The 24,268-nt window shown below is 69.7% G+C and carries 18 protein-coding genes and 1 pseudogene; 12 read left to right on the forward strand and 7 right to left on the reverse strand.

Features of this window, described 5'->3' with window-relative positions:
* A partial coding sequence (locus KBY81_RS07540; protein WP_254976122.1) for an FAD-binding oxidoreductase occupies positions 1–851 on the reverse strand: 851 nt, incomplete at its 3' end.
* Positions 852–868: 17 nt separating this feature from the next.
* Between KBY81_RS07540 and KBY81_RS07545 the strand changes: the two genes are divergently transcribed.
* The gene (locus tag KBY81_RS07545) at positions 869–2,338 is read left to right on the forward strand and encodes a four-carbon acid sugar kinase family protein (RefSeq protein WP_254976123.1); all 1,470 of its coding nucleotides are present in this window, start codon (positions 869–871) and stop codon (positions 2,336–2,338) included.
* On the opposite strand, the gene KBY81_RS07550 is transcribed toward KBY81_RS07545, so the two are convergent.
* From KBY81_RS07550 to KBY81_RS07560, 3 genes are all read right to left on the reverse strand, one after another.
* Positions 2,320–3,693, reverse strand: coding sequence for a (Fe-S)-binding protein (locus KBY81_RS07550; protein WP_254976124.1), 1,374 nt, complete (start codon positions 3,691–3,693; stop codon positions 2,320–2,322). The genes KBY81_RS07545 and KBY81_RS07550 overlap by 19 nt on opposite strands.
* Before the next feature lie 45 nt (positions 3,694–3,738).
* The gene (locus KBY81_RS07555; protein WP_254976125.1) at positions 3,739–4,566 is read right to left on the reverse strand and encodes an ATP-grasp fold amidoligase family protein; all 828 of its coding nucleotides are present in this window, start codon (positions 4,564–4,566) and stop codon (positions 3,739–3,741) included.
* Between the two features lie 172 nt (positions 4,567–4,738).
* Entirely contained in the window at positions 4,739–6,169 is a 1,431-nt protein-coding gene (locus KBY81_RS07560) for an NADP-dependent isocitrate dehydrogenase (RefSeq protein WP_254976126.1), read from the reverse strand.
* A gap of 70 nt (positions 6,170–6,239) precedes the next feature.
* Between KBY81_RS07560 and KBY81_RS07565 the strand changes: the two genes are divergently transcribed.
* From KBY81_RS07565 to KBY81_RS07590, 6 genes are all read left to right on the forward strand, one after another.
* Positions 6,240–6,692: a hypothetical protein gene (locus KBY81_RS07565; protein ID WP_106221087.1), complete on the forward strand. Its 453-nt coding sequence runs from the start codon at positions 6,240–6,242 to the stop codon at positions 6,690–6,692.
* A 76-nt stretch (positions 6,693–6,768) separates the two neighbouring features.
* Entirely contained in the window at positions 6,769–7,482 is a 714-nt protein-coding gene (locus tag KBY81_RS07570; RefSeq protein ID WP_015109717.1) for a heme oxygenase (biliverdin-producing), read from the forward strand.
* A gap of 40 nt (positions 7,483–7,522) precedes the next feature.
* Positions 7,523–8,557, forward strand: coding sequence for a glycosyltransferase (locus KBY81_RS07575; protein ID WP_254976128.1), 1,035 nt, complete (start codon positions 7,523–7,525; stop codon positions 8,555–8,557).
* A 141-nt stretch (positions 8,558–8,698) separates the two neighbouring features.
* Entirely contained in the window at positions 8,699–10,456 is a 1,758-nt protein-coding gene (locus tag KBY81_RS07580; RefSeq protein ID WP_219904203.1) for an ABC transporter ATP-binding protein, read from the forward strand.
* Between the two features lie 155 nt (positions 10,457–10,611).
* Positions 10,612–13,005, forward strand: coding sequence for a UvrD-helicase domain-containing protein (locus tag KBY81_RS07585; protein ID WP_106221081.1), 2,394 nt, complete (start codon positions 10,612–10,614; stop codon positions 13,003–13,005).
* Positions 13,002–13,865: a glycosyltransferase family 2 protein gene (locus KBY81_RS07590; protein WP_254976129.1), complete on the forward strand. Its 864-nt coding sequence runs from the start codon at positions 13,002–13,004 to the stop codon at positions 13,863–13,865. The genes KBY81_RS07585 and KBY81_RS07590 overlap by 4 nt, the downstream gene beginning before the upstream one ends.
* On the opposite strand, the gene KBY81_RS07595 is transcribed toward KBY81_RS07590, so the two are convergent.
* Together KBY81_RS07595 and KBY81_RS07600 are read right to left on the reverse strand one after the other, a co-directional pair.
* The gene (locus KBY81_RS07595; protein WP_254976130.1) at positions 13,849–14,799 is read right to left on the reverse strand and encodes a glycosyltransferase; all 951 of its coding nucleotides are present in this window, start codon (positions 14,797–14,799) and stop codon (positions 13,849–13,851) included. The genes KBY81_RS07590 and KBY81_RS07595 overlap by 17 nt on opposite strands.
* Positions 14,796–16,058 carry a hypothetical protein gene (locus KBY81_RS07600; RefSeq protein ID WP_146134604.1) on the reverse strand — a complete coding sequence of 421 codons (1,263 nt, stop codon included), beginning with the start codon at positions 16,056–16,058 and terminating at the stop codon, positions 14,796–14,798. Before KBY81_RS07600 ends, KBY81_RS07595 begins: the two co-directional genes overlap by 4 nt.
* Before the next feature lie 262 nt (positions 16,059–16,320).
* Here KBY81_RS07600 and KBY81_RS07605 point away from each other — a divergent pair, with 262 nt between their 5' ends.
* Positions 16,321–17,592 (forward strand): CCA tRNA nucleotidyltransferase, encoded by a 1,272-nt coding sequence (locus KBY81_RS07605; RefSeq protein WP_254976132.1) that lies wholly within the window; start codon positions 16,321–16,323, stop codon positions 17,590–17,592.
* Between the two features lie 69 nt (positions 17,593–17,661).
* Positions 17,662–19,626: a hypothetical protein gene (locus KBY81_RS07610; RefSeq protein WP_106221071.1), complete on the forward strand. Its 1,965-nt coding sequence runs from the start codon at positions 17,662–17,664 to the stop codon at positions 19,624–19,626.
* Here the strand turns inward: KBY81_RS07610 and galE are convergent.
* A complete protein-coding gene (galE, locus tag KBY81_RS07615; protein WP_254976134.1) occupies positions 19,601–20,752 on the reverse strand; it encodes a UDP-glucose 4-epimerase GalE in 1,152 nt (383 codons plus the stop codon). The genes KBY81_RS07610 and galE overlap by 26 nt on opposite strands.
* Positions 20,753–20,880: 128 nt before the next feature.
* On the opposite strand from galE, the gene KBY81_RS07620 reads away from it, so the two are divergent.
* The 3 genes and pseudogenes from KBY81_RS07620 to KBY81_RS07630 all read left to right on the forward strand — a co-directional run bounded on the left by KBY81_RS07620 (position 20,881) and on the right by KBY81_RS07630 (position 24,259).
* Positions 20,881–22,293 (forward strand): nucleotide sugar dehydrogenase, encoded by a 1,413-nt coding sequence (locus KBY81_RS07620; RefSeq protein WP_254976136.1) that lies wholly within the window; start codon positions 20,881–20,883, stop codon positions 22,291–22,293.
* Positions 22,294–23,235 carry a UDP-glucuronic acid decarboxylase family protein gene (locus KBY81_RS07625; RefSeq protein ID WP_106221066.1) on the forward strand — a complete coding sequence of 314 codons (942 nt, stop codon included), beginning with the start codon at positions 22,294–22,296 and terminating at the stop codon, positions 23,233–23,235.
* Positions 23,232–24,259 (forward strand): annotated as a pseudogene (locus KBY81_RS07630) (NAD-dependent epimerase/dehydratase family protein). The gene KBY81_RS07625 and the pseudogene KBY81_RS07630 overlap by 4 nt, the downstream one beginning before the upstream one ends.
* The last annotated feature ends 9 nt before the right edge of the window (positions 24,260–24,268 follow it).

The following is a 24,268-nucleotide window of genomic DNA, read 5'->3' on the forward strand; positions in this document are numbered from 1 at the left end:
GGAGGTGCGGGGGCCGCAGGCTCGGCGCCGCTGCCCCCCCGGGCGCGGGCCAGCCAGGCGCCGGTGCTGGCGCCATCCAGCACCCGGGCCGGAAGGCTGCAGCGCTCCTGCAGGCAGCGCACCTGCTCCTGGAGGGTGGCGGCATCGACGCTGGCCAGGCCGATCAGCAGCAGGGGATCCGGGTCCAGCCCGGCAGCGGCGGCGAGGCTGCCGTTCCACCAGTCGATCCGCTCCGGGCTGAGGCTGGAGCCCAGCAGCCAGCGGCTGAGGCCGGCCAGGTCCTCCGCCCCCCCCTGGAAGCAGACACTGCGCCGCAGGGGCGGCCGGGGCAGGGTGCGGAGGGTCAGCTCCGTGATCAGGCCCAGGGAGCCCCAGCTGCCGGTGAACAGCCGCATCAGGTCGTAGCCGGCCACGTTCTTGACCACCTTGCCGCCGGCCCTGGCCGTCACCCCGTCGGCCCGCATCAGCGCCAGGCCGATCAGCTGGTCGCGCACCCCCAGGTAGCGCTGGCGGTAGCCCCCCGCCAGGCCCCGGGCCACCAGGCCGCCGATGCTGCCGGCGGCGGCGCCATCGTCGTCTCCCCAGGGGGCATCCACGGACAGCCACTGCCCCTGGTGTCCAAGCGCGTCCTGCACCTCCACCAGTGGTGTGCCAGCGGCCACGGTGATGGTGAAGTCGCCGGGATTGAACTCCCGCACGCCCCGCAGGGCAGCGCAGCTGACCACCGTGCAAGGGGCCTGGAGGGGCGGGCCCCAGTCGAGCCGGGTGCCCAGGCCCGCCGGCAGCCAGGCGGAACCCTGCCGGTGCAGGTCCCGCACCAGCTCCTGCAGCTCACTGGGCTCAGGTCGCATCACGGCACGATGGTGCCATGGCGCAGGCAACGCTCGACCCCGGACCCGGGCTCAAGATCGTCGTCATCGACGACGACCCCACCGGCTCCCAGACCGTGCACGGCTGTCCGTTGCTGCTGCGCTGGGACGCCGGGACCCTGGCGGCCGGCCTGGCCCACCCGTCGCCGCTGCTGTTCCTGCTGGCCAACACCCGCGCCCTGGCGCCGGCGGCGGCGGCGGAGCGGGTGCGGGAGATCTGCCGCGCCCTGGGGCCCGCCCTTGCCCAGGCCGTCGCCGCCGGCCGCATCGGCGGCTGGATCGTGGTGAGCCGCGGCGATTCCACCCTGCGGGGGCACTTCCCGCTGGAGGTGGAGGTGATCGCCGCCGAACTTGGCCCCTTCGACGCCACCCTGCTGGTGCCGGCCTTCCTCGAGGGGGGGCGCACCACGGTGGATGGGGTGCATCGGCTCCAGGGCCGGCCCGTGCACGAGAGCCCCTTCGCCCGGGACGGACTGTTCGCCTACGGCACCAGCCATCTGCCGGACTGGGTGGAGGAGAAGAGCGGCGGCCGCATCCCGGCCAGCGCCGTGGACCGCATCGGCTGGCGGGAACTGGAGACCGGCGGCCCCGCCCTCCTCCGCCGCCTGGCCCGCCTGGAGCGCAATGTCTGCGTGGCGGTGGACGGCGCCTCCGAGGGCCAGCTGGCGTCCCTGGCCGCCGCGGTGCGCTGCCTGATCGCGGGATCCCCGGCGGAGCAGGGCCCCGCCATCGGCCGAGGCGATGGCCCCGGTGCTGGGCGCCCCCGGCGCTTCCTGTTCCAGAGCGCCGCCAGCCTGATCCAGGCCCTGGCGTCGCTGCCGCCCCAGCCGCTGGCGCCGGCGGCCCTGGCCGGACTGCGCCGCCGTGGCGGCGCCGGCCCCCTGCCGGGGCTGGTGCTGGTGGGCTCCCACGTGCCCCTGGCCGACCGGCAGCTCGAACGGCTGCTGGCGGAGCCTGACTGCGTCGGGGTGGAACTGGAGGTGGCCAAGGTCCAGCGGTTGCTGGAGGGCCCGGAACCCGCCCTGCTGCTGGCCTCCCTGGAGCAGGCCTGGGGGCGGCGCCTGGCGGAGGTGCTGGCCGGGGGCCGCACGCCGGTGCTCTACACCAGCCGTGGCGAGGCCCGCTGCCGCCATGCCGGCGAGCGCCGGGCGCTGGGCCTGGCCCTGGCGGGGGTGATGGCCCGGCTGGCCGCCGCCGTGGCTCCCGCCCTGGGCTATCTGATCAGCAAGGGGGGCATCACCACCCACACCCTCCTGGCCGACGGGCTGTCCCTGGAGCTGGTGGAGCTCCAGGGACAGCTGCTGCCGGGCCTGTCGCTGGTGCTGGCTGCCACCGACGGCGCCACCGAGCCAGCCCCTGATGCCCGGAAGGAGCCCCTGCCCGTGCTCACCTTCCCCGGCAATCTCGGCGACCCGGGCACCCTGTGGGAGGCCTGGCGCTGGATGGACACTCAGGCCGGACCGGCGTAGCTGCGATCGAGCAGTTCGATCGGATGGACCACCGGCAGCGGTCGCGGCTGCGCCCCCATCGCCTGGCGGATCTGCAGCGTGCAGCCGATGTTGGCGCTCACGGCCAGCTGGGCGCCCGTGCCGCTCAGATCGGCGGCCTTGATCCGCCCCAGTTCGGCGGCCTCCTCCGGCTGCACCAGGTTGTAGATGCCGGCGCTGCCGCAGCAGACGCCGGCTTCGGTGGCCTCGCGGATCCGCACATGGGGAATCCGGCCCAGCAGGCGCCGGGGCTGGGCCGCCAGGCCCTGGCCGTGGAGCTGGTGGCAGGCATCGTGATAAGCCAGTTGCACGGGGCGCTCGGCGCTGGCGGGGGTGCCGTCGTCGTGGAGCAGGGGCCGCAGACCCGCCTGGAAGCCCTCGCTGAGCCCGACCGTGTCGAGGAATTCCTGCAGGTCGGCCACCCTCCCCAGAACGGGGTGGCGGGTGCCGAGGATCTGGTCGTAGGCCTTCAGGGTGTGACCGCAGCCCGAGGCGGCCACCAGCAGGGCATCAAGGGGTTCGGGGCCGGCCGGTCGCCCCGGGCCGATCACCGCTTCGAAGCTGGCCATCAGGGCCGCCGCCAGCTCCCGGGTCTGCTCCAGTTCGCCCTGGTGGTGGGTCATGGCCCCGCAGCAGCCCTGATCAGGGGGAATCACCACCTCGATGCCGTTGGCGGCCAGCACCCGGACGGCGGCGGCGTTCACCCCCGGCTCGAAGACCCGCTGCACGCAGCCGAGCACCAGCCCGACCCGGTGGCGGCGGGGCCCCACCGCCGCCACCAGCACGGGCCAGTCGTCACGGAAGGACTGGGCGGGCAGGGGCGGCAGCAGGGTCTCCATCGCCGCGATCTGCGGACCGAACAGGCGGGTGAGGCCGCTGCGGCGCGCCAGGGCCTGCAGGGGCGTGCCGGCGTAGGCCCGCAGGGGGGCCAGCAGGGCCCGCAGCCGCCCGGGGTAGGGGAGCAGGGCGAACAGCAGGCGTCGGAAGGTGCGCTGGCCGGGGCTGCGCAGCTCGGGGGCGTTCAGCCGCGGCCGCATGGTCTCGATCAGTTCGTCGTAGCGCACCCCCGCCGGGCAGGCGGTGACACAGGCGAAACAGCCCAGGCAGGTGTCGAAATGCTTCGCCACCGTGGCATCGAGCACCAGCTCCCCGGCGTCGATGGCTTTGAGGGCATGGATGCGTCCCCGGGGTGAGTCCATCTCGGTGCCCAGCACCCGGTAGCTGGCGCAGGTGGGCAGGCAGAAGCCGCAGTGGACGCAGGGGTCGGCGGCGATGAAGCCGGCCCCGGGCGCCCCGGCAGCCGGGGATCCGCTGGTCGCGATGGACGGAAGGCTCATGGGGCCCATTGTGATCGCTCGCGCGGGCCCCACGCCCGTGGCCGTTCAGTTCCAGAAGGCGCCGAACCAGGCATCCCACTCCCGCGGCAGCCTCAGCCAGATCCCAGCCCCCGGGTAGGGCGTCAGTTCGCCCACTAGGGCACCCCGTTCGCTGATGTAGCCGTCGACCCTCAGGAAGGATGTCTCGACGGAGAGCTTCTCCGCAAGGGCAAGGAAGTCCCCCAGCGGCTGACGGTCGGTGCCGCTGAGGGCCGGCCAGTGCTCGTAGTGCGGCCGCACCAGCGGCAGGGGCTGGAGGGCCCCATCGAGGAACAGTTCCTTGGCGCGAGGCAGATGCCGCTGGATGCTGCGGCGGGGGGCAAGAGCGGATTCCTGTCGGAACAGTCGCACCCCCCCGACCCGGCCGCGGAAGCAGAACGCGCTGATTTCCGTGCACTGTCCGCCGCCGAAGCTGAGCATCTCCTCGGCCAGGAGCCGGCGCGGCACCCCCCTGTAGCCCCATTCCTGGTACGCATCGGCGAAGTCGGCGGCCAACCAGCGGCGTGCCTGCTCCTGCACTAGCGCATCGAGGCCCTGGGTGGTGGCGGCCACTAGCTGGTACCAACCGGATCCGTGGCTGGCCTTGAGCATCCAGCGCTCCGGCAGGGGCTGGGCGGTCAGGGCCTCAAGGCTCTCGGCGACCGCCAGAGTGCGCGGGGTACGGTCCGATCCAATGCGGGCCGCGATCCACTCCTTCGCGGCGATCTTGTCGCAGAAGGTGTGCAGCAGTGGATCGCGGTCCGTCAGGATTCGATGCAGGATCCGTTCACTCAGCAACCGGGGGTGGCGAAGGTCGGGAGCGAACCCATTCACCTGGCGGTAGCAGGTGGCCAATTGCACCCGCTTCGGCAGCACCCTGATCAACTGTCCAGTCGCTTGGGACTTCCAGTTCCTTGCAGACAGCATCCCGAGGATGACGGATCAGGGTTGGACCATAAAGCGGTGGCCATGGATCCGCAGGCCCACTCCGACCAGCTCCTTGAGGGTGGAGGCTCGCCCCCTGCCCTCACCCTCCGAAGTGGCGCACCACGGCTTCGGCGAAGCCGGAGCAGCTGACGGCCTCGGAGCGGGGTTCCATCAGCCGGGCGAGGTCGTAGGTGACCTCCTTGTTGGCGATCGCGGCGCTGATCCCGGCGGTGATCAGGTCGGCGGCTTCCTGCCAGCCCATGTACTCGAGCATCATCACGCCGGAGAGGATCACCGATCCGGGGTTGATGCGGTCGAGGCCGGCGTGTTTGGGGGCGGTGCCGTGGGTGGCCTCGAAGATCGCCGCGTTGTCGCCGATGTTGGCCCCCGGTGCCATGCCCAGGCCGCCCACCACCGCCGCCGCCGCGTCGGAGATGTAGTCGCCGTTGAGGTTGAGGGTGCAGAGCACCGAATACTCCTGGGGCCGGGTCTGGATCTGCTGGAAGATGCTGTCGGCGATGCGGTCGTCGACCATCACCATCGCTTTCCATTTCCCGTCGCCGTGGCTGGCGCCGATGGCGTCGATCACGGCCTTCACCTCCGCGTCGACAGCCGCCTTCTTCTCGGGGGTGAGGCTGTCGTAGCCGGGTTCGATCAGGCGGGCGTTGTCCTCGATGCTGAGGCCGTGCTTCTCCTCCAGGTTCCCCAGGATCCAGCTCTCCCGTTCGGTGATGCACTGGTCGCGGAACTCGGTGGTGGCCAGCTCATAGCCCCAGTCGCGGAAGGCCCCCTCCGTGAACTTCATGATGTTGCCCTTGTGCACCAGGGTCACGTGGCGCTTGGCGCCCTCCAGCCCCAGGGCGTGGCGGATGGCCTTGCGCACATGGCGCTGGGTGCCGGCCTTGCTCACCGGCTTGATGCCGATGCCGGCCCCTGCCGGGATGCGGCGGTTGCCCAGCTTGCCGTTGGCGGGGATCACCGTGTCATTGAGGTGGGCGATCAGCTCGAGGCAGACAGGATCCGTCGCCTCCCATTCGATCCCCATGTAGATGTCCTCGGTGTTCTCGCGGTAGACCACCACATCCAGGTCCTGGGGCCGCTTGTGGGGGCTGGGGGTGCCGTCGTAGTAGCGGCAGGGCCGCACGCAGCAGTAGAGGTCGAAGATCTGGCGCAGGGCCACGTTGAGGGAGCGGATGCCGCCGCCGATCGGGGTGGTGAGGGGGCCCTTGATGGCCACCCCGTACTGCTCGATCGCCGTGAGGGTGTCCTGGGGCAGGTACTGATAGGTGCCGTAGAGCTCGCAGGCCTCGTCGCCGGCATACACCTTGAACCACTCGATGCGGCGCTCGCCGCCGTAGGCCTTGGCCACGGCCGCGTCCAGCACCCGCTGGGTGGCGGGCCAGATGTCCACGCCGGTGCCGTCGCCGCGGATGAAGGGAATGATCGGGTCGTTGGGAACGATCGGCTGGCCGCCCTCGAATCGGATCGCCGTGCCGCTGGCTGGGACGGTGAGCTTCTCGTATGTGGCCATTGAGTCGGCACGGAACGCGCCGATGAGCCTAGGTTTCGGGGACATTGGCTTTCTGCTCAGGGGAAACGGCATGAATGCGGCCGACCAGGCCCGATCGGTGGAACTGGCCGCCGCGATCGCCGCGGTGGTGGGGCACTTCCGCCTGCATTTCCCCGCCGCCCGGGCCAACCTCACCCCCTGGCGCGACGATCCCCTCACCCGGGCCTTCGATGAACGGGAGACGCTGGATCTCTCCTTCCACTTCCCCGGCTGGAGTCCCCGTCTGCAGTGCCGCTCGCTGCTGGTGCAGCTGCGTCTGGAGCGGGCGCCGGTCGGGTCCGGCGAACGGCCACGGCTGCTCGGCGTGCTGATCCGCGGCCTCACCTACGAATCGGAGCGCTGGCGCCTGGCCACGGTGGGGGACTGGCAGCCGTCGGGTTCCCATCTCCCCAGTGAGGAGGTGGTCGGCGTGCTGCAGCAGGTGTGCCGCGAGCTGTTCGATCTCTTCGGCGATGTGTCGGCCGGCGGCAGCCGGGCCGCGTAATCCTTCGCAACCTTGCCGCGCCGTCCTGCAGGCCCCACCTACGTTTGGACGTCTGCCCGCGCAGCCTCCCGATCCCATGCCCGTCGCCCTTGCTTCCCAACTCCGTGAGGGAACGAAGAAAGCCCACACCATGGCCGAGAACACCGGCTTCGTGAGCTGTTTCCTCAAGGGGGTCGTCGACAAGGCCAGCTATCGCACCCTGGTGGCCGACCTGTGGTTCGTCTACAGCGCCATGGAGGAGGAGATCGGCAAGCTGGCCGACCATCCGGTGGTCGGTCCGATCGCCTCCCCCGAGCTCAACCGCCGCGAGTCCCTCGAGGCTGATCTCACCTTCTACTTCGGCGGTGACTGGCGCCAGCAGATCCGCGCCACCCCCGGGGCCCAGGAGTATGTGGCCCGCCTGCACCAGGTGGCGCGGGAGTGCCCCGAACTGCTGGTCGGCCACCACTACACCCGCTACATCGGCGACCTCTCCGGTGGCCAGATCCTCAAGAACATCGCCCAGAAGGCGATGAACCTGGGGGAGCACGATGGCCTGCGCTTCTACGAATTCGACGCCATCGACGACGAGAAGGCCTTCAAGGCCAACTACCGCGCCACCCTCGACAGCCTGCCCATCGACCAGGCCATGGCCGACCGGATCGTGGCGGAGGCCAATGAGGCCTTCCACTGCAACATGAAGATGTTCCAGGAGCTGGAAGGCAATCTGGTGGCGGCGATCGGCAAGGTGCTGTTCGGCTTCCTCACCCGCCGCACCCGCACCGGCAGCACCGAGGCCGTGCCCGCCTAGGTTTGCCAGGCCGGCGGCGGCCGCCGCCCTTTCGAACCGCGTGCGCCCGATCCGCTTCCTGCTTCCCGGCACCACCGGCCGCTTCCGCGGCGGTGGCCTGCTGGTGGAACTGCAGACCGCCCGGCTGACCTCCCAGCTGACCCCCACCGAGGTGGTCACCTACCGGAACCGTGAGCCCGACCACCCGTTCCTGGCTGACCTGCTGGCCCGGGAGTCGGCGCCTGGGGACGCCCTCTGGGTCGTCAGCTGGGGCTTTGATGTGCCCCGCCTGATGCGGCAGCTGCTGGGACGGCCCGTGGCCTACCACGCCCACAGCAGCGGCTACGGGTTTTCGCTGCCGCCCGGGGTGCCGGTGCTGGCGGTGAGCCGCAACACCCTCGGCTACTGGGGCGACAGGGCCCCCCGCCATCCCCTGTTCCTGGTGCCGAACGCCCTCCAGCCCCAGTGGCTGGAGCGGGGCAATCGGGCGGCCCCCGCGGGCGTCGGCCGCCCCATCGATGTGCTCGTGCAGCAGCGCAAGAACAGCCGCTATGTCCTGGAGCGGCTGGTGCCGGCCCTGCGCCGGCGGGGGCTGCGGGTGGAGGTGCAGAGCGGCTGGGTGGACGACCTGGTGGACCTGTTCAACAGCGCGGCCGTCGTGCTCTACGACTCCGCCGACTACTGGCGCGGCCGGGGGGTGAGCGAGGGTTTCGGCCTGCCGCCGCTGGAGGCCATGGCCTGCGGCTGCGTGGTGTTCAGCAGCCTCAACCACGCCCTGGCCGACAGCCTTGACCCGGGGGTGGTGGGCCACCAGATCGGCTGCGGCAGCCTGGAGAACGACCTGGAGCGGATCCAGGCGGCGGTGGCCGACCCGCTGGCGTGGCTGCCGCCGCCGGGCCGCCTCGCCAGCCTGCTGGAGGCCTGCAGCGAGCCGGTGCTGCAGGAACGCTGGCATTCGGCCCTGGAGGCCATCGACGCCCACTGGACCCACCTGCTGCGGGGAGGGGCGTCGCCGCTGCGCTCGCCCCCCCTGCTGGCCTTGCGGATCGACCAGTGGCGGCGCCGGTTTTCGGCCATGTGGCGATCACTGAACTGACTGGCTGGCGTGGCGACGGCCCTTCTGGCCGCACGGGTACGATTTCCGCAAAAGTCTGACCAGATGTTTCGCAAAAGCCAAACCTTCAAGAGTTTGGTGCGACTTCTGGCCCAATTGCCGCGTCGCCGCAAGCGGGCGCTGATGCGTCTCATCCCGCTGGCGATCCTCGCCGGGGTGGCCGATCTGGTGGTGGTGGCCCTGGTGGCTCGCCTGTTCACGGTCGTCGTCGGCGGAGAGAACCGCCCCTCCATCCCCTGGGAGGGCCTGGTACCGGAAGATCCCCGGGTCAAGGTGGTGGTGCTGGTGGTGGCCTTCGTGGCGGCCGCCTGGTTTTCCTCGCTCTCCAAGCTGCTGCTGCGGGCGTTTCAGCTGCGGCTCAAGGCGTCAATCTGGCGCGATCTATCGGATATGGCGCAGCGCAAGTTGATCGCCCAGCCCTATGTCTACTTTCTGGGCGAATCGAAGTCAGATATCTCCTCGATGGTTCTCATCAACGTGTCGCGCGTCGCCGACATCGTCGTGCTGCCCCTGCTGCAGCTGGCCAGTGGTGTGTTCGTGATCGCCCTGCTCTCCGCCGGGATGCTGATCGTCGGCAAGCTGATGGCCGTTGTGCTGATCGTTGGCCTGCTGGGCGGCTATCTGCTCATCTCCACCGCCATCACCCCGTTCCTGCGCTTTGCCGCCCGTCAGAGGATCCTGCTGGAGGTGCGCACCAACACGATCCTTTCGGAATCGATGCGCACGATTCTCGATGTGCAGCTCACCGGCTCGGAGCCCTACTTCGAGCGCCATTACCAACAGGCCGGCCGTGAAACCATCCCCTTCATCTGGAAGGCTGATGTCCTGCCCGAGACCCCGCGAGCCCTGATCGAGCCGCTCGGGATCACGATGATCTTCGCGGCCGGGATGCTGCCCCTGCTTTCGAATCCCGACCCTGGGGCGCTGCTGAAGATCATTCCGTTCCTGGCCACGGTGGCGGTCACCTCCCTCAAGCTCACCCCTCCCCTGCAGGACAGCTTCCGCGCCATCACCTCCCTGCGGGCCGGCCTGCCCGACCTGGAGGAAACGCTCAAGCTGATCGAGCTTCCCGAGGCCCGCCTCACGATTCGCTCCGAGGGTGTGCCCTCCCCGGATGGTGTGATGCCCAAACGGGTGATCCGTCTCAACAACATCTCCTATCGCTATCCCGGGTCGGACACGGATGTCCTTCGTGACGTCTCCATGTCGATTCCGGTGGGGTCCCGTGTCGCCTTCGTCGGTGCCACCGGCAGCGGCAAGACCACCACGGCCAACCAGCTCCTCTGCCTGCTGCGTCCCACCTCGGGCACCCTCCAGCTGGACGGCATCGATGTGGACGAGGCCGATGTACCGGCCTGGCAGGCGAACTGCGCCTACGTTCCCCAGGCGATCAACCTGCTCAACAGCAACATCATCGAGAACATCGCCTTCGCCGAGGAGGTCGATGAGGTCGATCAGATGCGGGTCTGGGAGGCCCTCCAGGCCGCCCAGCTCGCCGACATCGTCGCCGACCTCCCCCTCGGTCTGTTCACGCCGATTGGTGACAACGGCATCCGTCTGTCCGGAGGCCAGCGGCAACGGCTGGCCCTGGCCCGCGCCTTCTACCGCAATGCCAAGTTCCTGGTGCTGGATGAGGCCACCAGTGCTCTCGACAACCGCACCGAATCCGAGGTGATGGATGCCATCGAGGTGATCGGACGCCGCTGCACCCTGGTGGTGATCGCTCACCGGCTCTCCACCGTGATGCGCTCGGATTGCATCTTCGAATTCGAGGCTGGGCGCATCAAGGCCTCTGGAACCTTCGACCAGCTCCGCCAGCGCTCGGATACCTTCAATGATCTGGCCTCCTTTGAACGCCGCCTATCCAGCCCGCTCGGTTGATGGTGTTGAGGAGGAATCTGTGGCTGGAAGGCTATTGCTCCCATCGACAGACTCGCGCCGCCTTCTCTAGCTGAGCGACCCGCATCTGTCGGGACCGGCCCGCCCATCGGGAGGGGGCTGCTAGGGTCCGATTTCAACCTTCTCCGCCGGAGCCTGTGAGTTTTCTGGCCGGTCTGAACGAGGCCCAGCGGCGGGCGGTCGATCACCACACCGGCCCGCTGCTGGTGGTGGCCGGGGCCGGCAGCGGCAAGACCCGGGCCCTGACCCACCGGATCGCCCATCTGATCGGGCACCACGGCGTCGATCCGGCCCAGGTGCTGGCGGTCACCTTCACCAACAAGGCCGCCCGGGAGATGAAGGAGCGGCTGGAGGTGCTGCTGGCCCAGCGGCTGGCCCAGAGCCAGTTCGGCCAGCCCTGGAGCACCCTGCCGGCCCGGGAGCAGAAGCAGCTGCGCAGCCGTATCTACCGGGAGGTGATCAAGGACCTCTGGATCGGCACCTTCCACGCCCTGTTCGCCCGGCTGCTCCGCTTCGACATCGACAAGTTCCGCGACCCCGAGGGACTCACCTGGACGCGCCAGTTCTCCATCTATGACGAGAGCGACGCCCAGAGCCTGGTCAAGGAGATCGTCACCCAGGAGATGCAGCTCGACCCCAAGCGTTTCGAGCCCAAGAAGGTGCGCTGGGCGATCAGCAGTGCCAAGAACCAGGGCTGGCTGCCGGAGCGGCTCGAGGAGGAGCACCCCGGCCCCCGCGGCAAGCATGAGGCCGAGGCCTACCGCCGCTATCGCCGCGCCCTGGCCGCCAACAACGCCCTCGACTTCGACGACCTGCTGCTGATGCCGGTGCAGCTGCTGCAGCAGAACGAGCAGATCCGCCACTACTGGCACCGCCGCTTCCGCCACGTGCTGGTGGACGAGTACCAGGACACCAACCGCACCCAGTACGACCTGATCAAGCTGCTGGTGGCCAACGGCCATCCCCCCGAAACATTCGACGACTGGGAGGGGCGCTCGGTGTTCGTGGTGGGCGACGCCGACCAGAGCATCTACAGCTTCCGGGCCGCCGACTTCACGATCCTGATGGGCTTCCAGAAGGAGTTCGGCGACGGCTCCCTCGACGGGGACACCGGCACGATGGTGAAGCTGGAGGAGAACTACCGCTCCACCGCCACGATCCTGGAGGCGGCCAACGCCCTGATCGCCAACAACAGCGAGCGGATCGACAAGGTGCTGCGCCCCACCCGCGGCGAGGGGGAGCCCATCAGCCTCACCCGCTGCGACGACGAGATCGCCGAGGCCGAGGCGGTGGTGCACCGGATGCGGATGCTGGAGGCGTCCCACCCCGATCTGCGCTGGGGCGACATGGCCGTGCTGTACCGCACCAACGCCCAGTCCCGCGCCATGGAGGAGTCGCTGGTGCGCTGGGGGCTCCCCTACATCGTGGTGGGGGGCCTGCGCTTCTACGACCGGCGCGAGATCAAGGATGTGCTCGCCTACCTGCGCCTGCTGGTCAACCCGGCCGACACCGTCAGCCTGCTGCGGGTGCTGAACGTGCCCCGACGGGGCATCGGCAAGACCACCATCGAGCGGCTCACCGATGCGGCCAATCAGCTGGGGCTCCCCCTGTGGGAGGTGGTCAGCGATCCGGAGGCCGTCCGCTCCCTCGCCGGCCGCTCCGCCCGGGGGGTGCTGCAGTTCCAGGAGCTGATCACCGACCTCAGCCGCCGCCTCCAGGATGCCCCCCCCTCCGAGCTGGTGCAGCGGGTGATGGAGCAGAGCGGCTACCTGGCCGAACTGCTGGCCGAGGCCACCGATGAATCGGAGGAGCGGCGCCGCAACCTGCAGGAGCTGGTCAATGCGGCCCTGCAGTATCAGGAGGAGAACGAGGAGGGTTCCCTGGAGGGCTTCCTGGCCTCCGCCGCCCTGGCCAGCGACGCCGACAGCAAGGACACCGAAGCCGACAGGGTCACGCTGATGACCCTCCATGCCAGCAAGGGGCTGGAGTTTCCGGTGGTCTTCCTGGTGGGGCTGGAGCAGGGCCTGTTCCCCAGCTACCGCTCCCTGGAGGACCCCGCCGCCCTCGAGGAGGAGCGTCGCCTCTGTTACGTGGGCATCACCCGGGCCAAGGAACGGCTGTTCCTCTCCCATGCCAGCGAGCGGCGGCTCTGGGGCGGCATGCGGGAGCCGGCGGTGCCCTCGGTGTTCCTCTCCGAGCTGCCCGAGGCCCTGCTGCAGGGCGACATCCCCCGCAGCGGCGGCGCGGCCCTGCGGCGGGAGCAGCGGCTGGAGCGGCTCACCCGGGTGGATCGGGACGACAGCCAGCGGGTCGCGGCCGGTGGGTCGGCCGGCATTCCCGCCAATGCGGTGCGCCGCCGCGGCGCACCGCGCACCTGGGCCGTGGGGGATCGGGTGCGGCACAGCAGCTTCGGCGAGGGCCAGGTCACCCACCTGTTCGGCAGCGGCGACAAGACCTCCATCGCCGTGAAGTTCGAGGGCATGGGGCCGAAGATCCTCGACCCGCGCCTGGCCCCGATCGAGCCGGCATGACCCTGCCGCTGGTCACCGCCGTGGTGCCCACCCGCAACCGCCGCCAGACCACCCTGCGCTTCCTGGCCGCCATGGCCGGCCAGACCCACGGCGCTTTGCGGGTGGTGGTGGTCGATGCCAACTCCAGCGACGGCACCGTGGCGGCGATCCGCCGGCTGCATCCGAAGGTGACGGTGGTGGCGGCCGGGGACAGGGATTTCTGGGCCGGTGCCACCAACCGCGGCGTGCGGCGGGCCCTGGCGGCCGGCACCGACTACGTGCTCACCATCAACGATGACGCCGTCGTCCCGGCCGATTACGTGGAGCGGATGGTGGCCCTGGCCCAGCGCCACGGCTGCGGCATCCTCGGCAGCCGCATCGACCTGCTGGCCGAGCCCGGGCGCATCTGGGCCCTGGGCACCCGCACCGACTGGGGCACGGACCGCTTCCTGCGCCTGTCCCACCACGACGAGCTGGCCAGCCAGCTGGATCCGGCGCTGGCGGCCGCCGAGGTGCTCCCCGCCGAGGCGATGCCGGGCAACGGGGTGCTGATCCGCTGGGAGGTCTTTGGCCGTGTCGGCCTCTACGACGCCCGCTGGCTGCCCCACTATCACGCCGATTCCGAGTGGGTGATGCGGGCGGTCCGCCGGGGCGTCGAGGCCCGGGTGACCCCGGGGGTCGTGGTCCTCAACGACTTCGGCGACGAGCAGAAACGCCTGCCCCTGGGCAGCCTGCGGGGGCTGCTGTTCACTTTCTTCCACCCCAAGTCCCACCTCTACCTGCCGGCGGTGGCCGCCATCCTCTGGCGCTACTGTCCGCCGGCCCAGCGCTGGCCCACCCTGCGGGCCCTGGCGGGCCGCTTCCTCAGGATGAAACGGTGAAGGAGGTGCGCGGGTGGGGCGGCTCCGGCCGGCGCAGGAGCCGCCGCCAGCACCAGCGCAGGAAATCCCCCAGCCCCCACCAACGGCCCCGGGCCCGCTCCGGATCGGAGAGGCAGAAGCTCAGGGGGCGGACGGCGTAATAGATCAGGTTCAGCAGCAGGGCCAGCGGCGTGGCGTGGCGGTGCAGGAAGTAGAGCTTGCTGAAGGTGGCGTGCTGGTACTTGGCCCGGGGGGCCCGCTGGGTGATGGCGGACACCTGATGCTCCACCAGCACGGCCTGGGTGACCCGCAGGCGGTAGCCGAGCCGATGGTGGCGCTCGCAGATGTCGGCGTCCTCGTAGTCGAGGAAGTAGCGGGGGTCGAACTGGGGGCAGTCCCGCAGCACCCCCAGGCGGAAGATCAGGCTGCAGCCGGAGATCCAGCGGGTGGGCCAGGTGCGCACCGGAAGGGGGCGGCAGTCGTCGCCGGGGAAGCGATGGCCGACCTGGCCGGTCCAGCGGTTGAAGCTGCCGTGGCTGAACCAGACATCCCCCTGGGGGTCCCGGATCCGGGTGCCGAGCAGGGCGATCCGTTCGTCGTCGCGCAGGCACTGCCGGACGTAGGCGATCGCCCCGGCATCGAGGCGGGCATCGGGGTTGATCAGCCAGGCCACCGCCTGCCGGTCGGTCTGCCACACGTGGGCGAGCCCCAGGTTGCAGCCGCTGCCGAAGCCGAGATTTCCACCGGCCTCGATCAGGGTCACCCGCTGGCGGTTCGGCGTGGAAGGGAGCCAGTGCCGCAGGCCGGCGTCCCGGGGCGAGTTGTTGACGACGATGAAGTGCAGATCGGGGTCCCCTGAGGCGAACGTGTGCTCGATCAGCCCGATGATGAAATCACTGCAGTGATAATTGATCGTGATGAAATGGATCGCCTGCAGCGCCCGCCCGCCGGTCATTGATAGGTGGAGGGATAGACGAAGGCGCCTGTGATGCCCTTCAAGGCGGCTTCGCGCAGCCGGTTGTTGTAGCTCAGGGGAACGCCACGTGCGTAGATGAGATCACGGAATTCATCCGCGAGTGCCTTGATCTCCTGTTGGCGTTCTTCCCCCATGGAATCGAGAAGAGCTTCCTTGAACAGGCTGATGGCCTGGGCCATCGTGTAGCTGCCTGCGGTTCCGAGGTCATGCTTCACAAATGGACAGTGGAGATAGAAGGGATAGAGAAAAGCTGCGATGTGACTGGGATTGCCATTCTCAATCAGATCAGGAATGCTATAGAGTTCCACACGAGAAAGATGCTCGTTCTTATCGCTTTTCGCCATCAGCTGGTTGAGAGAGTAGCCAATCTTCTTCATCTGCGACGTCCTGGCCGGAGAGGGCATCAGCCGGAAGACTTCCCCAGCGGGCACTCCCGTTTTCTCCGGGCAGGACTGCTCGATGGCCTCGAGTAGCTTGTCGCTGGTGTAGAGGGTCTCGACGGGATTGAAGCGTCGGTAGACCTGCTGAGACAGTTCGATTTCCCCCTTGTAGATGCAGTGGCCCCGATGGGACAAAGGCAAGTAGTTCTTCCAGAAACGGATGAATGGCTTGGCGAGGAAGACTTCGGGCTTGAGAACTTGAAAATAGGATTGATAGTGGGTCTGAATCTGATGGCTGATGTGGCTGAAGAGGGCTTTCCGGTCGGAGCTGGCGAAGGCCTCCACGGACCTGACCAGGGCATCGGCATTCCTGCCTGGGATGAACTGCATCGAATCATTCACGACGCAGAGGAGCTGGCATCGTTGCAGGTGGCCTTCCTCCAGAAGCAGCAGAATGCCGTCCTTGAAGCCACCAAAGTCCCGGCCGATGTTGCGCCTGTTGAAGGCGCGCCAGCTCAGCTGGCTGATGGCATCAAGCGACCCCTCCTCCGTGGTTTCGTTGTTGATGTAGAGGACTGCAAAGCCGGCTTTGTTGAGCGCTTCGAGATAGGCCCTGTTCGACAGTGTCAGCCGCTTTGAATAGGCAACGAAGACAGCAATGCGTGTTGGTGTGGAGCCATCGACGGACGGCTTCCCAATGGGCATCAGCCGCCTCGATGGACTGCTGCGGGAGCCGTTGGGACCAAGCCAGTACTCGCACAGAGACGTAAGATAATCAACCAGAATAAACGCCTTGATCTTGATTCTTTTGTAGATACCAAGAGGCGCTTTGATGATTTTCTTGGCGCTGTCAGTCATGCGGTTTGGATGTGACTTGTTGGATGTCGTTGTTGGTGCTTGCCGTCACTGGTTCGGCCCATCGGTGGATGGTCTGGCGATGGGCGGGCGGCTGGCCGTGCCGACGGGCTGTGGTGATTGCCCGTGACGTCTGCCCGTGGCGGCTTCCAGGAGCAATGACAGGCGGACACCTTCCCGAGGTTTATGTATCGGGATGTCGCACGATGTCGTTGGCCCGAGTGTACCCTGCGCCTTCTGGACAGCGCTCCATGGGCCTGCCTCGATGACGGTCTCCGCGATCGATGCCGGAGAGCTCTCCCTGCCCCCCCGGCTGCTGGCCGCCTTCCATCGGTCGGCGGATTGCGCCGTGCTGGCCGTCGTGGGTGGCGCCGTGCGCGATCTGCTGCTGCATCGGGTGCATCGCGATCCCCTTCGGGGCCTGCCGGACATCGACCTGGTGGTGGAGCTGGCCCCGGGGGCCGATCCGGCCGATCCGCGCCCGGCGGCCCATCGCCTGGCCGAAACCCTGCTGGCGGATGTCCCGGCCGCGGCGGTGGGTTTCTGCCAGTTTCACCAGGCCTTCGGTACCGTCGAGCTGGAGCTGGACGGGATCCTGCTCGACCTGGCCAGCGCCCGCCGCGAGACCTACCCGGCCCCCGGGGAGAACCCCGTGGTGATCGACGGGTCCCTGGAGGAGGATCTCGCCCGCCGCGACTTCAGCATCAACGCGATGGCCCTGGTGTTCGCCAGCTCTGGACCCAGCCTGTCCCTGCTCGATCCCCATGGCGGCCGGGCCGACCTGGGCCGGCGGCAGCTGCGCCTGCTCCACCCCAGGAGTGTGGAGGACGATCCCACCCGGATCGTGCGGGCCGCCCGCTATGCCGCCCGGCTGGGGTTCAGCCTGGCCCCCGCCAGCCTGGAGCAGCTCCGCGCCACCCTGGCGCGCTGGCCCTGGGGGGAGGCGAGCCGTGGCGCCGGCAGCGGACGGGTGCCGCCCGCCCTGGGCACGCGGCTGCGGATGGAGCTGGAGCTGTTGCTGGAGCGGGAACCGTGGGAGGCGGCGCTGGGCTGTCTGCAGGCGTGGGGCGCCCTGGTGCTGGTGGATCCGGCGCTGCAGAACGACAGGGGTTGGCGCCGCCGCCTCCGCTGGGCCCGGCGCTGCGGCCTCCCTCCCCTGGCGGCCCTGCTAGCCGGCAGCACGTCGGCGGTGACCGTGGCGGCACGGCTGCAGCTCCCCCACGGGCAGCAGCGGCTGCTGGCCCAGCTGGCCCTGCTGCGTCAGGGCTGGCCGGCCCTGGAGGCGCCACCCGCCACGGCCGAGGCCTGGACCCCCTTCCTGGAGCGGCCCGGCTGGTCCGCCGAGGCCGTCGCCCTGGCGCTGGTGAGCGGGGCCCTGCCGCGGCGGCCCCTGCTGCGCTGGTGGTGCCGCTGGCGCCATCTCCCCTCTCCGGTGTCGGCGGGCGAGCTGATCGCCGCCGGCCTGCGGCCGGGACCGGCCCTGGGGGAGCGCCTGCGGGAGCTGCGGGGGGAGCGGCTGCGGGACGAGCGGCCCTGAGCCGTCGCCGCAACGGGCCATCCCGGCAGGTCCCCTAGGGTCACGGGGCAGCGGCTTCCCCTGCGCCGAATGGCAGCGCTGACCCAACCCTTTCTGCCGCTGCTGCTGGCCATCGCCGCACCGCTGCTGTGGGGATGGCGCTGGCGCCGGCCCAGCTGGCAGATGTTGCTGCTGGGGGTGGGCTCCTGGGCCGCCATCGGCTGGCTGTCCCTGCTGCCGGCGGGGCCCACGCTGCGTCAGGCCTATGGGCTGCTGGTCGTGATCGACCTGCTTGTGGTGGCGGTAACCGTGGGGATCCGGCCGCAGCGCTGGCGTCAGCGGCTGGCCGACCCGGCCCTGGGGCGGCCGTTGCTGGCGGTGCTGGCCCCCGCGCTGGTGTGTGCCATCGCCCTGGCCCTGCGCGGGGTGGTGCTGGAGTTTCCCTCCGATGGCTTCGTCTACTACACGACCTATTTCGGCAGCGACCTGCTCGACACGGTGCGCCTCGACCCGGTGCGCTACCGGGCCCCGGCCAACTGGTTCTTCACCGCGGCCAGCTATCTGTTCGGCTTCCCCGACGCCCTGGCCCCATGGCGGGCCAGCCTGGTGGCGGCGCTGAACACCTTCCTGGTGCTGACCGCCAGCTGCCAGCTCTGCCTGCGCCTCACCGGCCGGGTGGCCCTCGCCTGGCTCACGGCCCTGCTGTTCCTGCTGGGCATGGGGCACCAGAACTTCTCCTTCTTCCACCAGATCGCCCTCAATGGCACCCTGCCCGGACTGGCCCTGCTGCTGGCCGCCGCCACGCCGCTGCTGCGGCTGCTGCAGCGGCCGTGCTGGCCGGGCGCCCGCCCGCTGGGCGCGGCGACGGCGCTGCTGCTGGGGGCCGCTTACCTGGCCTATCACGCCCATGGCGTGACCGCCTTCCTGACGGTCAACCTGCTGATCGTCGCCACGGCCGCCAGCCTGGTGGTCTGGCCCTCCCGGCGGCGACTAGGGGTCTCTCTGGCGCTGGCGGGCCTGGTGCTGCTGGCCCTGAACAGGCTTCCCTGGCCGGAGCGGCTCGCCTCCTTCTACGCCTGGCCGGAGACGATGCGCTTCGTCCACGACTACCGGCTTCTGGGCCACCGCTTCTTCTATTTCTGGCCCAGTCTGCCGGTGGCCACCTGGGAGCCGGTGTTTCTGGCGGCCCTGGGGCTGTCCCTGGCCTGTGCCGTGGCCTGGAGGGGCCGGCGTCCCGTCCCCGGCGCGGTGCTGGCCCTGGCGCTGCTGCCGCCGCTGGTGCTGCTGGAGTGGTGGGCCCCCTTCGTCAGCGACCTGGTCTTCAAGCTGATCGAGCCGGACAGCGCCTACCGGCTGGTGTGGACGAGTCTGTTCTGGATCAGCATCCCGGCGATGGCCCGGGCCCTCGACCCCGTCGGGCGGCGGCAGCGCTTCTGGGGGTTGTCATGGGCACGCGGGATCCTGATGGTGCTGCTGGCCGGACTGATCGCCGTGCTGGCGGTCCCGCTCGGGCTGCAGGGCGAGACCAATGTGTTCGCCTCCAAGGTGCCCCACCTGCTCACCCCCCTGGAGGAGGTGCGGCCGGCGGATGGCGCCACCATCGAGCCGATCCTCGAGCCGCTGCAGGAGCTGTGCGAGCGGGAACCGCGGCTCCAGGGCCGGACCCTGCTGAGCGATCCCTTCGTCGGCGCGGTGCTGGGCATGCGCCAGTGCCTGGTTCCGCTGGCCGCCAGGGACATCACCAGGCTGGCGGCGCCCACGGTGGAGACGGGCCAGTACCCGGGGCTGCGCAGCGCCCTGGCCTCCCCCGCCGCGCTGCGGGCCTGGCTCGATGGGCGGCGGGTGGATGTGGTGCTGCTGCGCGATGCCTACCCGCCCTACGAGAGCCGGATCGCCCGGGCCAGCAACCACTGGCAGCCCGATCTGGTCAGCCGCTACGGCGATCTCTCCATCAACCGGCTCTCCACGGCCCAGCTCGCCCGGGTGGGGTTTCCGCTGGTGCGGCACGCCCACGGGATGCGGCTGTACCTCAGGACACCCCCTGCACCTCGATGAGGGCCCGCCCGGGCTCGGCCTGCCGATCGCTGTCGCTGCGATAGCCCTCGGGATTGGCGCGCTGCCAGGCCCAGCCATCGCGGCAGATGTCCGCCAGGGAGCGCCGGGTCCGCCAGCCCATGCGCCGCGACGCCTCGCGGGGATCGGCGACGCTGATGGCGGAATCCCCCGGCCGGCGTTCCACCACCGCGTAGGGCAGGGTCAGGTGGTTGGTGGCCTCGAAGCTGCGCACCAGATCGAGCACGGAGTGGCCGCGACCACTGCCGAGATTGAGGGTGAGCAGCTGGGGTGGCTCCGCCTGGAGCACCTCGAGGGCCCGGCCGTGGCCCTCGGCCAGATCCATGACGTGCAAGTAGTCGCGGACGCCCGTGCCGTCGGGGGTGGGCCAGTCGCCACCGAACACCTCCAGCCGCTGGCGGCGCCCCGCCGCCACCTGGCACAGGAAGGGAAACAGATTGTTGGGGGGGCCGGAGGGGTCCTCGCCGATGCGCCCGCTGGGGTGGGCGCCCACCGGGTTGAAGTAACGCAGCAGGGCGATGCGCCAGCCGGGGGTGCTGGCGGCCACATCGGCCAGCATCCGCTCCACCGCGGCCTTGGTGTAGCCGTAGGGATTGATCGGCTGCAGCGGGGCCGTCTCGGGGATCGGCACCCGGTCGGTGAGGCCGTAAAGGGTGGCGCTGCTGCTGAAGACGAGCGTCTGACAGCCGTGGCGGTCCATGGCCTCCAGCAGCCGGACCGCCCCGACGACGTTCACGTCCCAGTAGCGCAGGGGCTGGCCCATCGATTCCCCCACCGCCTTGAGGCCGGCGAAGTGGAGCACGGCGGCGATGCCGCCGCCGCCCATCGCCTCCCCCTCCCCGAAGGCCCGGTCGAGGTCGAGGGGGCAGCGCACATCCCCCTTCAGCAGGGTGAACCGGGCCGGGCCCCCATCCCCTGCGGCCCAGCGCTCCGGGGACAGCTGCCGCCAGCCCCCCAGCCCGGCCAGTTCGCTCACGCGGCGCAGGGCTTCGGGACGGCCGTTGCTGAAGTCGTCGATCACCACCACCCGGTGACCGGCCTCCAGCAGCGTCAGACAGGTGTGACTGCCGATGAATCCGGCTCCTCCCGTCAGCAGCACCGTGGTCAAGGACCGGCCCCCGTCAGGCTCTCGGCCACAACTTACCCGTCCTTAACCTCCGGCACCGCCCTCTCCCCGCCCGGCCACGGCCAAAGCCAGGCAATGGCGGTAATGTCCCCGCAGCACTGCCATCCCCCATGGACCCGGCCCATCCGCCGATTCGCACCATCTGTTGCATCGGGGCGGGCTATGTGGGGGGGCCGACGATGGCCGTGATCGCCGACCGTTGTCCCGGGATTCAGGTCACGGTGGTCGACCTCAATGCCGAGCGGATCGCGGCCTGGAACGACCCGGATCTGAGCCGCCTGCCGGTGTACGAACCCGGACTGGATGCGGTGGTGGGCCGGGCCAGGGGGCGCAACCTCCATTTCACCACCGAGGTGGATGCGGCCATCGCCGCCGCCGACATGGTGTTTCTCTCGGTGAACACCCCCACCAAGACCAAGGGCGTGGGGGCCGGCCAGGCGAGTGATCTGCGCTGGATCGAGGCTTCGGCCCGCCAGGTGGCCGCCTCCGCCCGGGGCCACACGATCGTGGTGGAGAAGAGCACCCTGCCGGTCCGCACCGCCGAGACGGTGAAGGCGATCCTGGGGGCCGCCCAGCAGAACCGCCCGGAGGGCGATCGCCGGCAAGCCAAGACCTTCGCCGTGCTCTCCAATCCCGAGTTCCTGGCCGAGGGCACGGCGATCGCCGACCTCGAGGCCCCCGATCGGGTGCTGATCGGCGGCGAGGACCCTGCGGCGATCGAATCCCTGGCCGGGATCTACGGCACCTGGGTGCCCCAGGAACGGATCCTGCGCACCAACCTCTGGAGCAGTGAGCTCTCCAAGCTCACCGCCAACGCCTATCTCGCCCAGCGGATCTCCTCGATCAACAGCATCGCCGCCCTGTGTGAGGCCACCGGGGCCGACGTGCGCGAGGTGGGCCGCGCCATCGGCACCGATTCCAGGATCGGCGCCAAGTTCCTGCAGGCCGGACCCGGCTTCGGCGGCAGCTGCTTCCAGAAGGACATCCTCAACCTGGTGTACCTCTGCCGTCACTACGGGCTCGAAGAGGTGGCGGGCTACTGGGAGCAGGTGGTGACCCTCAACACCTGGCAGCAGGACCGCATCGCCCGGCTGGTGGTCCAGCGCCTGTTCGGCACCGTCACCGGCAAGCGGCTGGCGGTGCTGGGCTTCGCCTTCAAGGCGGACACCAACGACACCCGCGAGGCCCCCGCCATCCGCATCTGCCAGGACCTGATCGAGGAGGGGGCCCGTCTGGTGATCGTGGATCCGAAGGTGTCAGCTGCCCAGATCGCCGAGGACCTCGGCCAGCCCTCTTCGCCGGCCGACGGCGGCTGGCAGACGGCGCCATCGCCGCTGGAGGCGGCCGCCGGAGCCGATGCGGTGCTGATCCTCACCGAATGGCGTGACTACGCCCGGCTCGACTGGGGCGCGATCGCGGCGGTGATGCGCCGTCCGGCCTGGCTGTTCGACGCCAGGGCCATCGCCGATGCCGCGGCCGCCCGGGCGGCGGGTCTTAACGTCTGGCGGGTGGGTGAGGGCTGAGTGACGCGGCGCAATCTGATCACGGGCGGGGCCGGCTTCCTCGGATCCCATCTCGTCGACCGGCTGATGGAGGCCGGCGAGGAGGTGATCTGCCTCGACAACTTCTACACCGGTCGCAAGGACAACATCCGCCACTGGCTGGGCCACCCCAGCTTCGAGCTGATCCGCCACGACGTCACCGAGCCGATCCGCCTGGAGATCGACCGCATCTGGCACCTCGCCTGCCCGGCCTCGCCGGTGCACTACCAGTCGAACCCGATCAAGACCGCCAAGACCAGCTTCCTCGGCACTTACAACATGCTCGGGCTGGCGCGACGCGTCGGCGCCCGGCTGCTGCTGGCCAGCACCAGTGAGGTCTACGGCGATCCGGAGGTCCATCCCCAGCCCGAGAGCTACCGGGGCTGCGTCAACACCATCGGCATCCGCTCCTGCTACGACGAAGGCAAAAGGATCGCCGAGACGCTCTGCTTCGATTACCAGCGCATGCACGGCACCGAGATCCGGGTGATGCGCATCTTCAACACCTACGGCCCCCGCATGCTCCCCGACGACGGCCGGGTGGTCAGCAACTTCATCGTTCAGGCGTTGCAGGGTCTGCCCCTCACCCTCTATGGCGACGGCAGCCAGACCCGCTCCTTCTGCTACGTGGATGACCTGATCGAGGGCATGATCCGGCTGATGAACGGGGAGCACACCGGCCCGATCAACATCGGCAACCCCGGCGAGTTCACCATCCGCCAGCTGGCCGAGAAGGTCCGGGACCGGATTCAGCCCTCGCTGGAGCTCACCACCCAGCCCCTGCCCCAGGACGACCCTCTGCAGCGTCAGCCGGTGATCGACCGGGCCCGCGAGCTGCTCGGCTGGGAGCCGAAGGTGAGCCTGGAGGAGGGGCTGGAGCCCACCATCGCCTACTTCCGGGAACGGATGCAGGCAGTCCGTTGACGGCGAAGGGGCCGATCCTGGTCACCGGGGTCGCCGGCTTCATCGGGGCCGCGGCTGCCGAGCGCCTGCTGGCCCGGGGCGAGCGGGTGGTGGGGCTCGACAATCTCAACGCTTACTACGACCCGGCCCTGAAGCGGGCCCGGCTGGAGCGGCTGCGGGCCCTGGCTCCTGCCGGAGCCTTTGATTTCCATCAGCTCGATCTGGTGGACGCCGAAGCGGTGGCGGCCCTGTTCGCCGCCGAGCGTCCCGCCCGGGTGCTGCATCTGGCCGCCCAGGCCGGGGTGCGGCACTCGATCGACAATCCGGCGCTCTACATCCAGAGCAATCTGGTGGGGTTCGGCACGGTGCTCGAAGGCTGCCGCCACGCGGGTGTCGAGCATCTGGTGTATGCCTCCAGCAGCTCGATCTACGGAGGCAACCGCCACATGCCCTTCCGCGAGCAGGACCCGGTGAACCATCCGGTGGCCTGTATGCGGCCACCAAGAAGGCCAATGAGCTGATGGCCCACACCTACAGCCATCTCTACGGTCTGCCGGCCACCGGCCTGCGCTTCTTCACCGTCTACGGCCCCTGGGGTCGGCCCGACATGGCGCCGATGCTGTTCGCCCGCGCGATCCTGGCCGGGGAACCGATCCGGGTGTTCAACCAGGGCCGCATGGAGCGGGATTTCACCTTCATCGACGACATCGTCGAGGGGGTGATCCGCTGCCTCGACAAGCCCGCCACTCCGGACCCGGCCTTCGATCCCCTGCACCCCGATCCCGCCACGGCCGCCGCCCCCCACCGGGTCTTCAACATCGGCAATGCCCGGCCCGTGCCCCTGCTGCGGTTCATCGAACTGCTCGAGCAGGCCCTCGGACGTCCGGCGATCCGGGATCTGCAGCCCATGCAGCCCGGGGACGTGCCGGCCACCGCCGCCGACACCACCGCCCTGGAGTCCTGGGTGGGGTTCCGCCCTTCCACGGCGATCGAGTCCGGGATCGGTTCCTTTGCCGCCTGGTACCGCGCCTTCCACGACGTCTGAGCCGAGCCC

The organism is Cyanobium sp. Lug-B, assembly GCF_024345635.1.
In the GTDB taxonomy this organism is placed as follows: Bacteria; Cyanobacteriota; Cyanobacteriia; order PCC-6307; family Cyanobiaceae; genus Cyanobium; species Cyanobium minutissimum.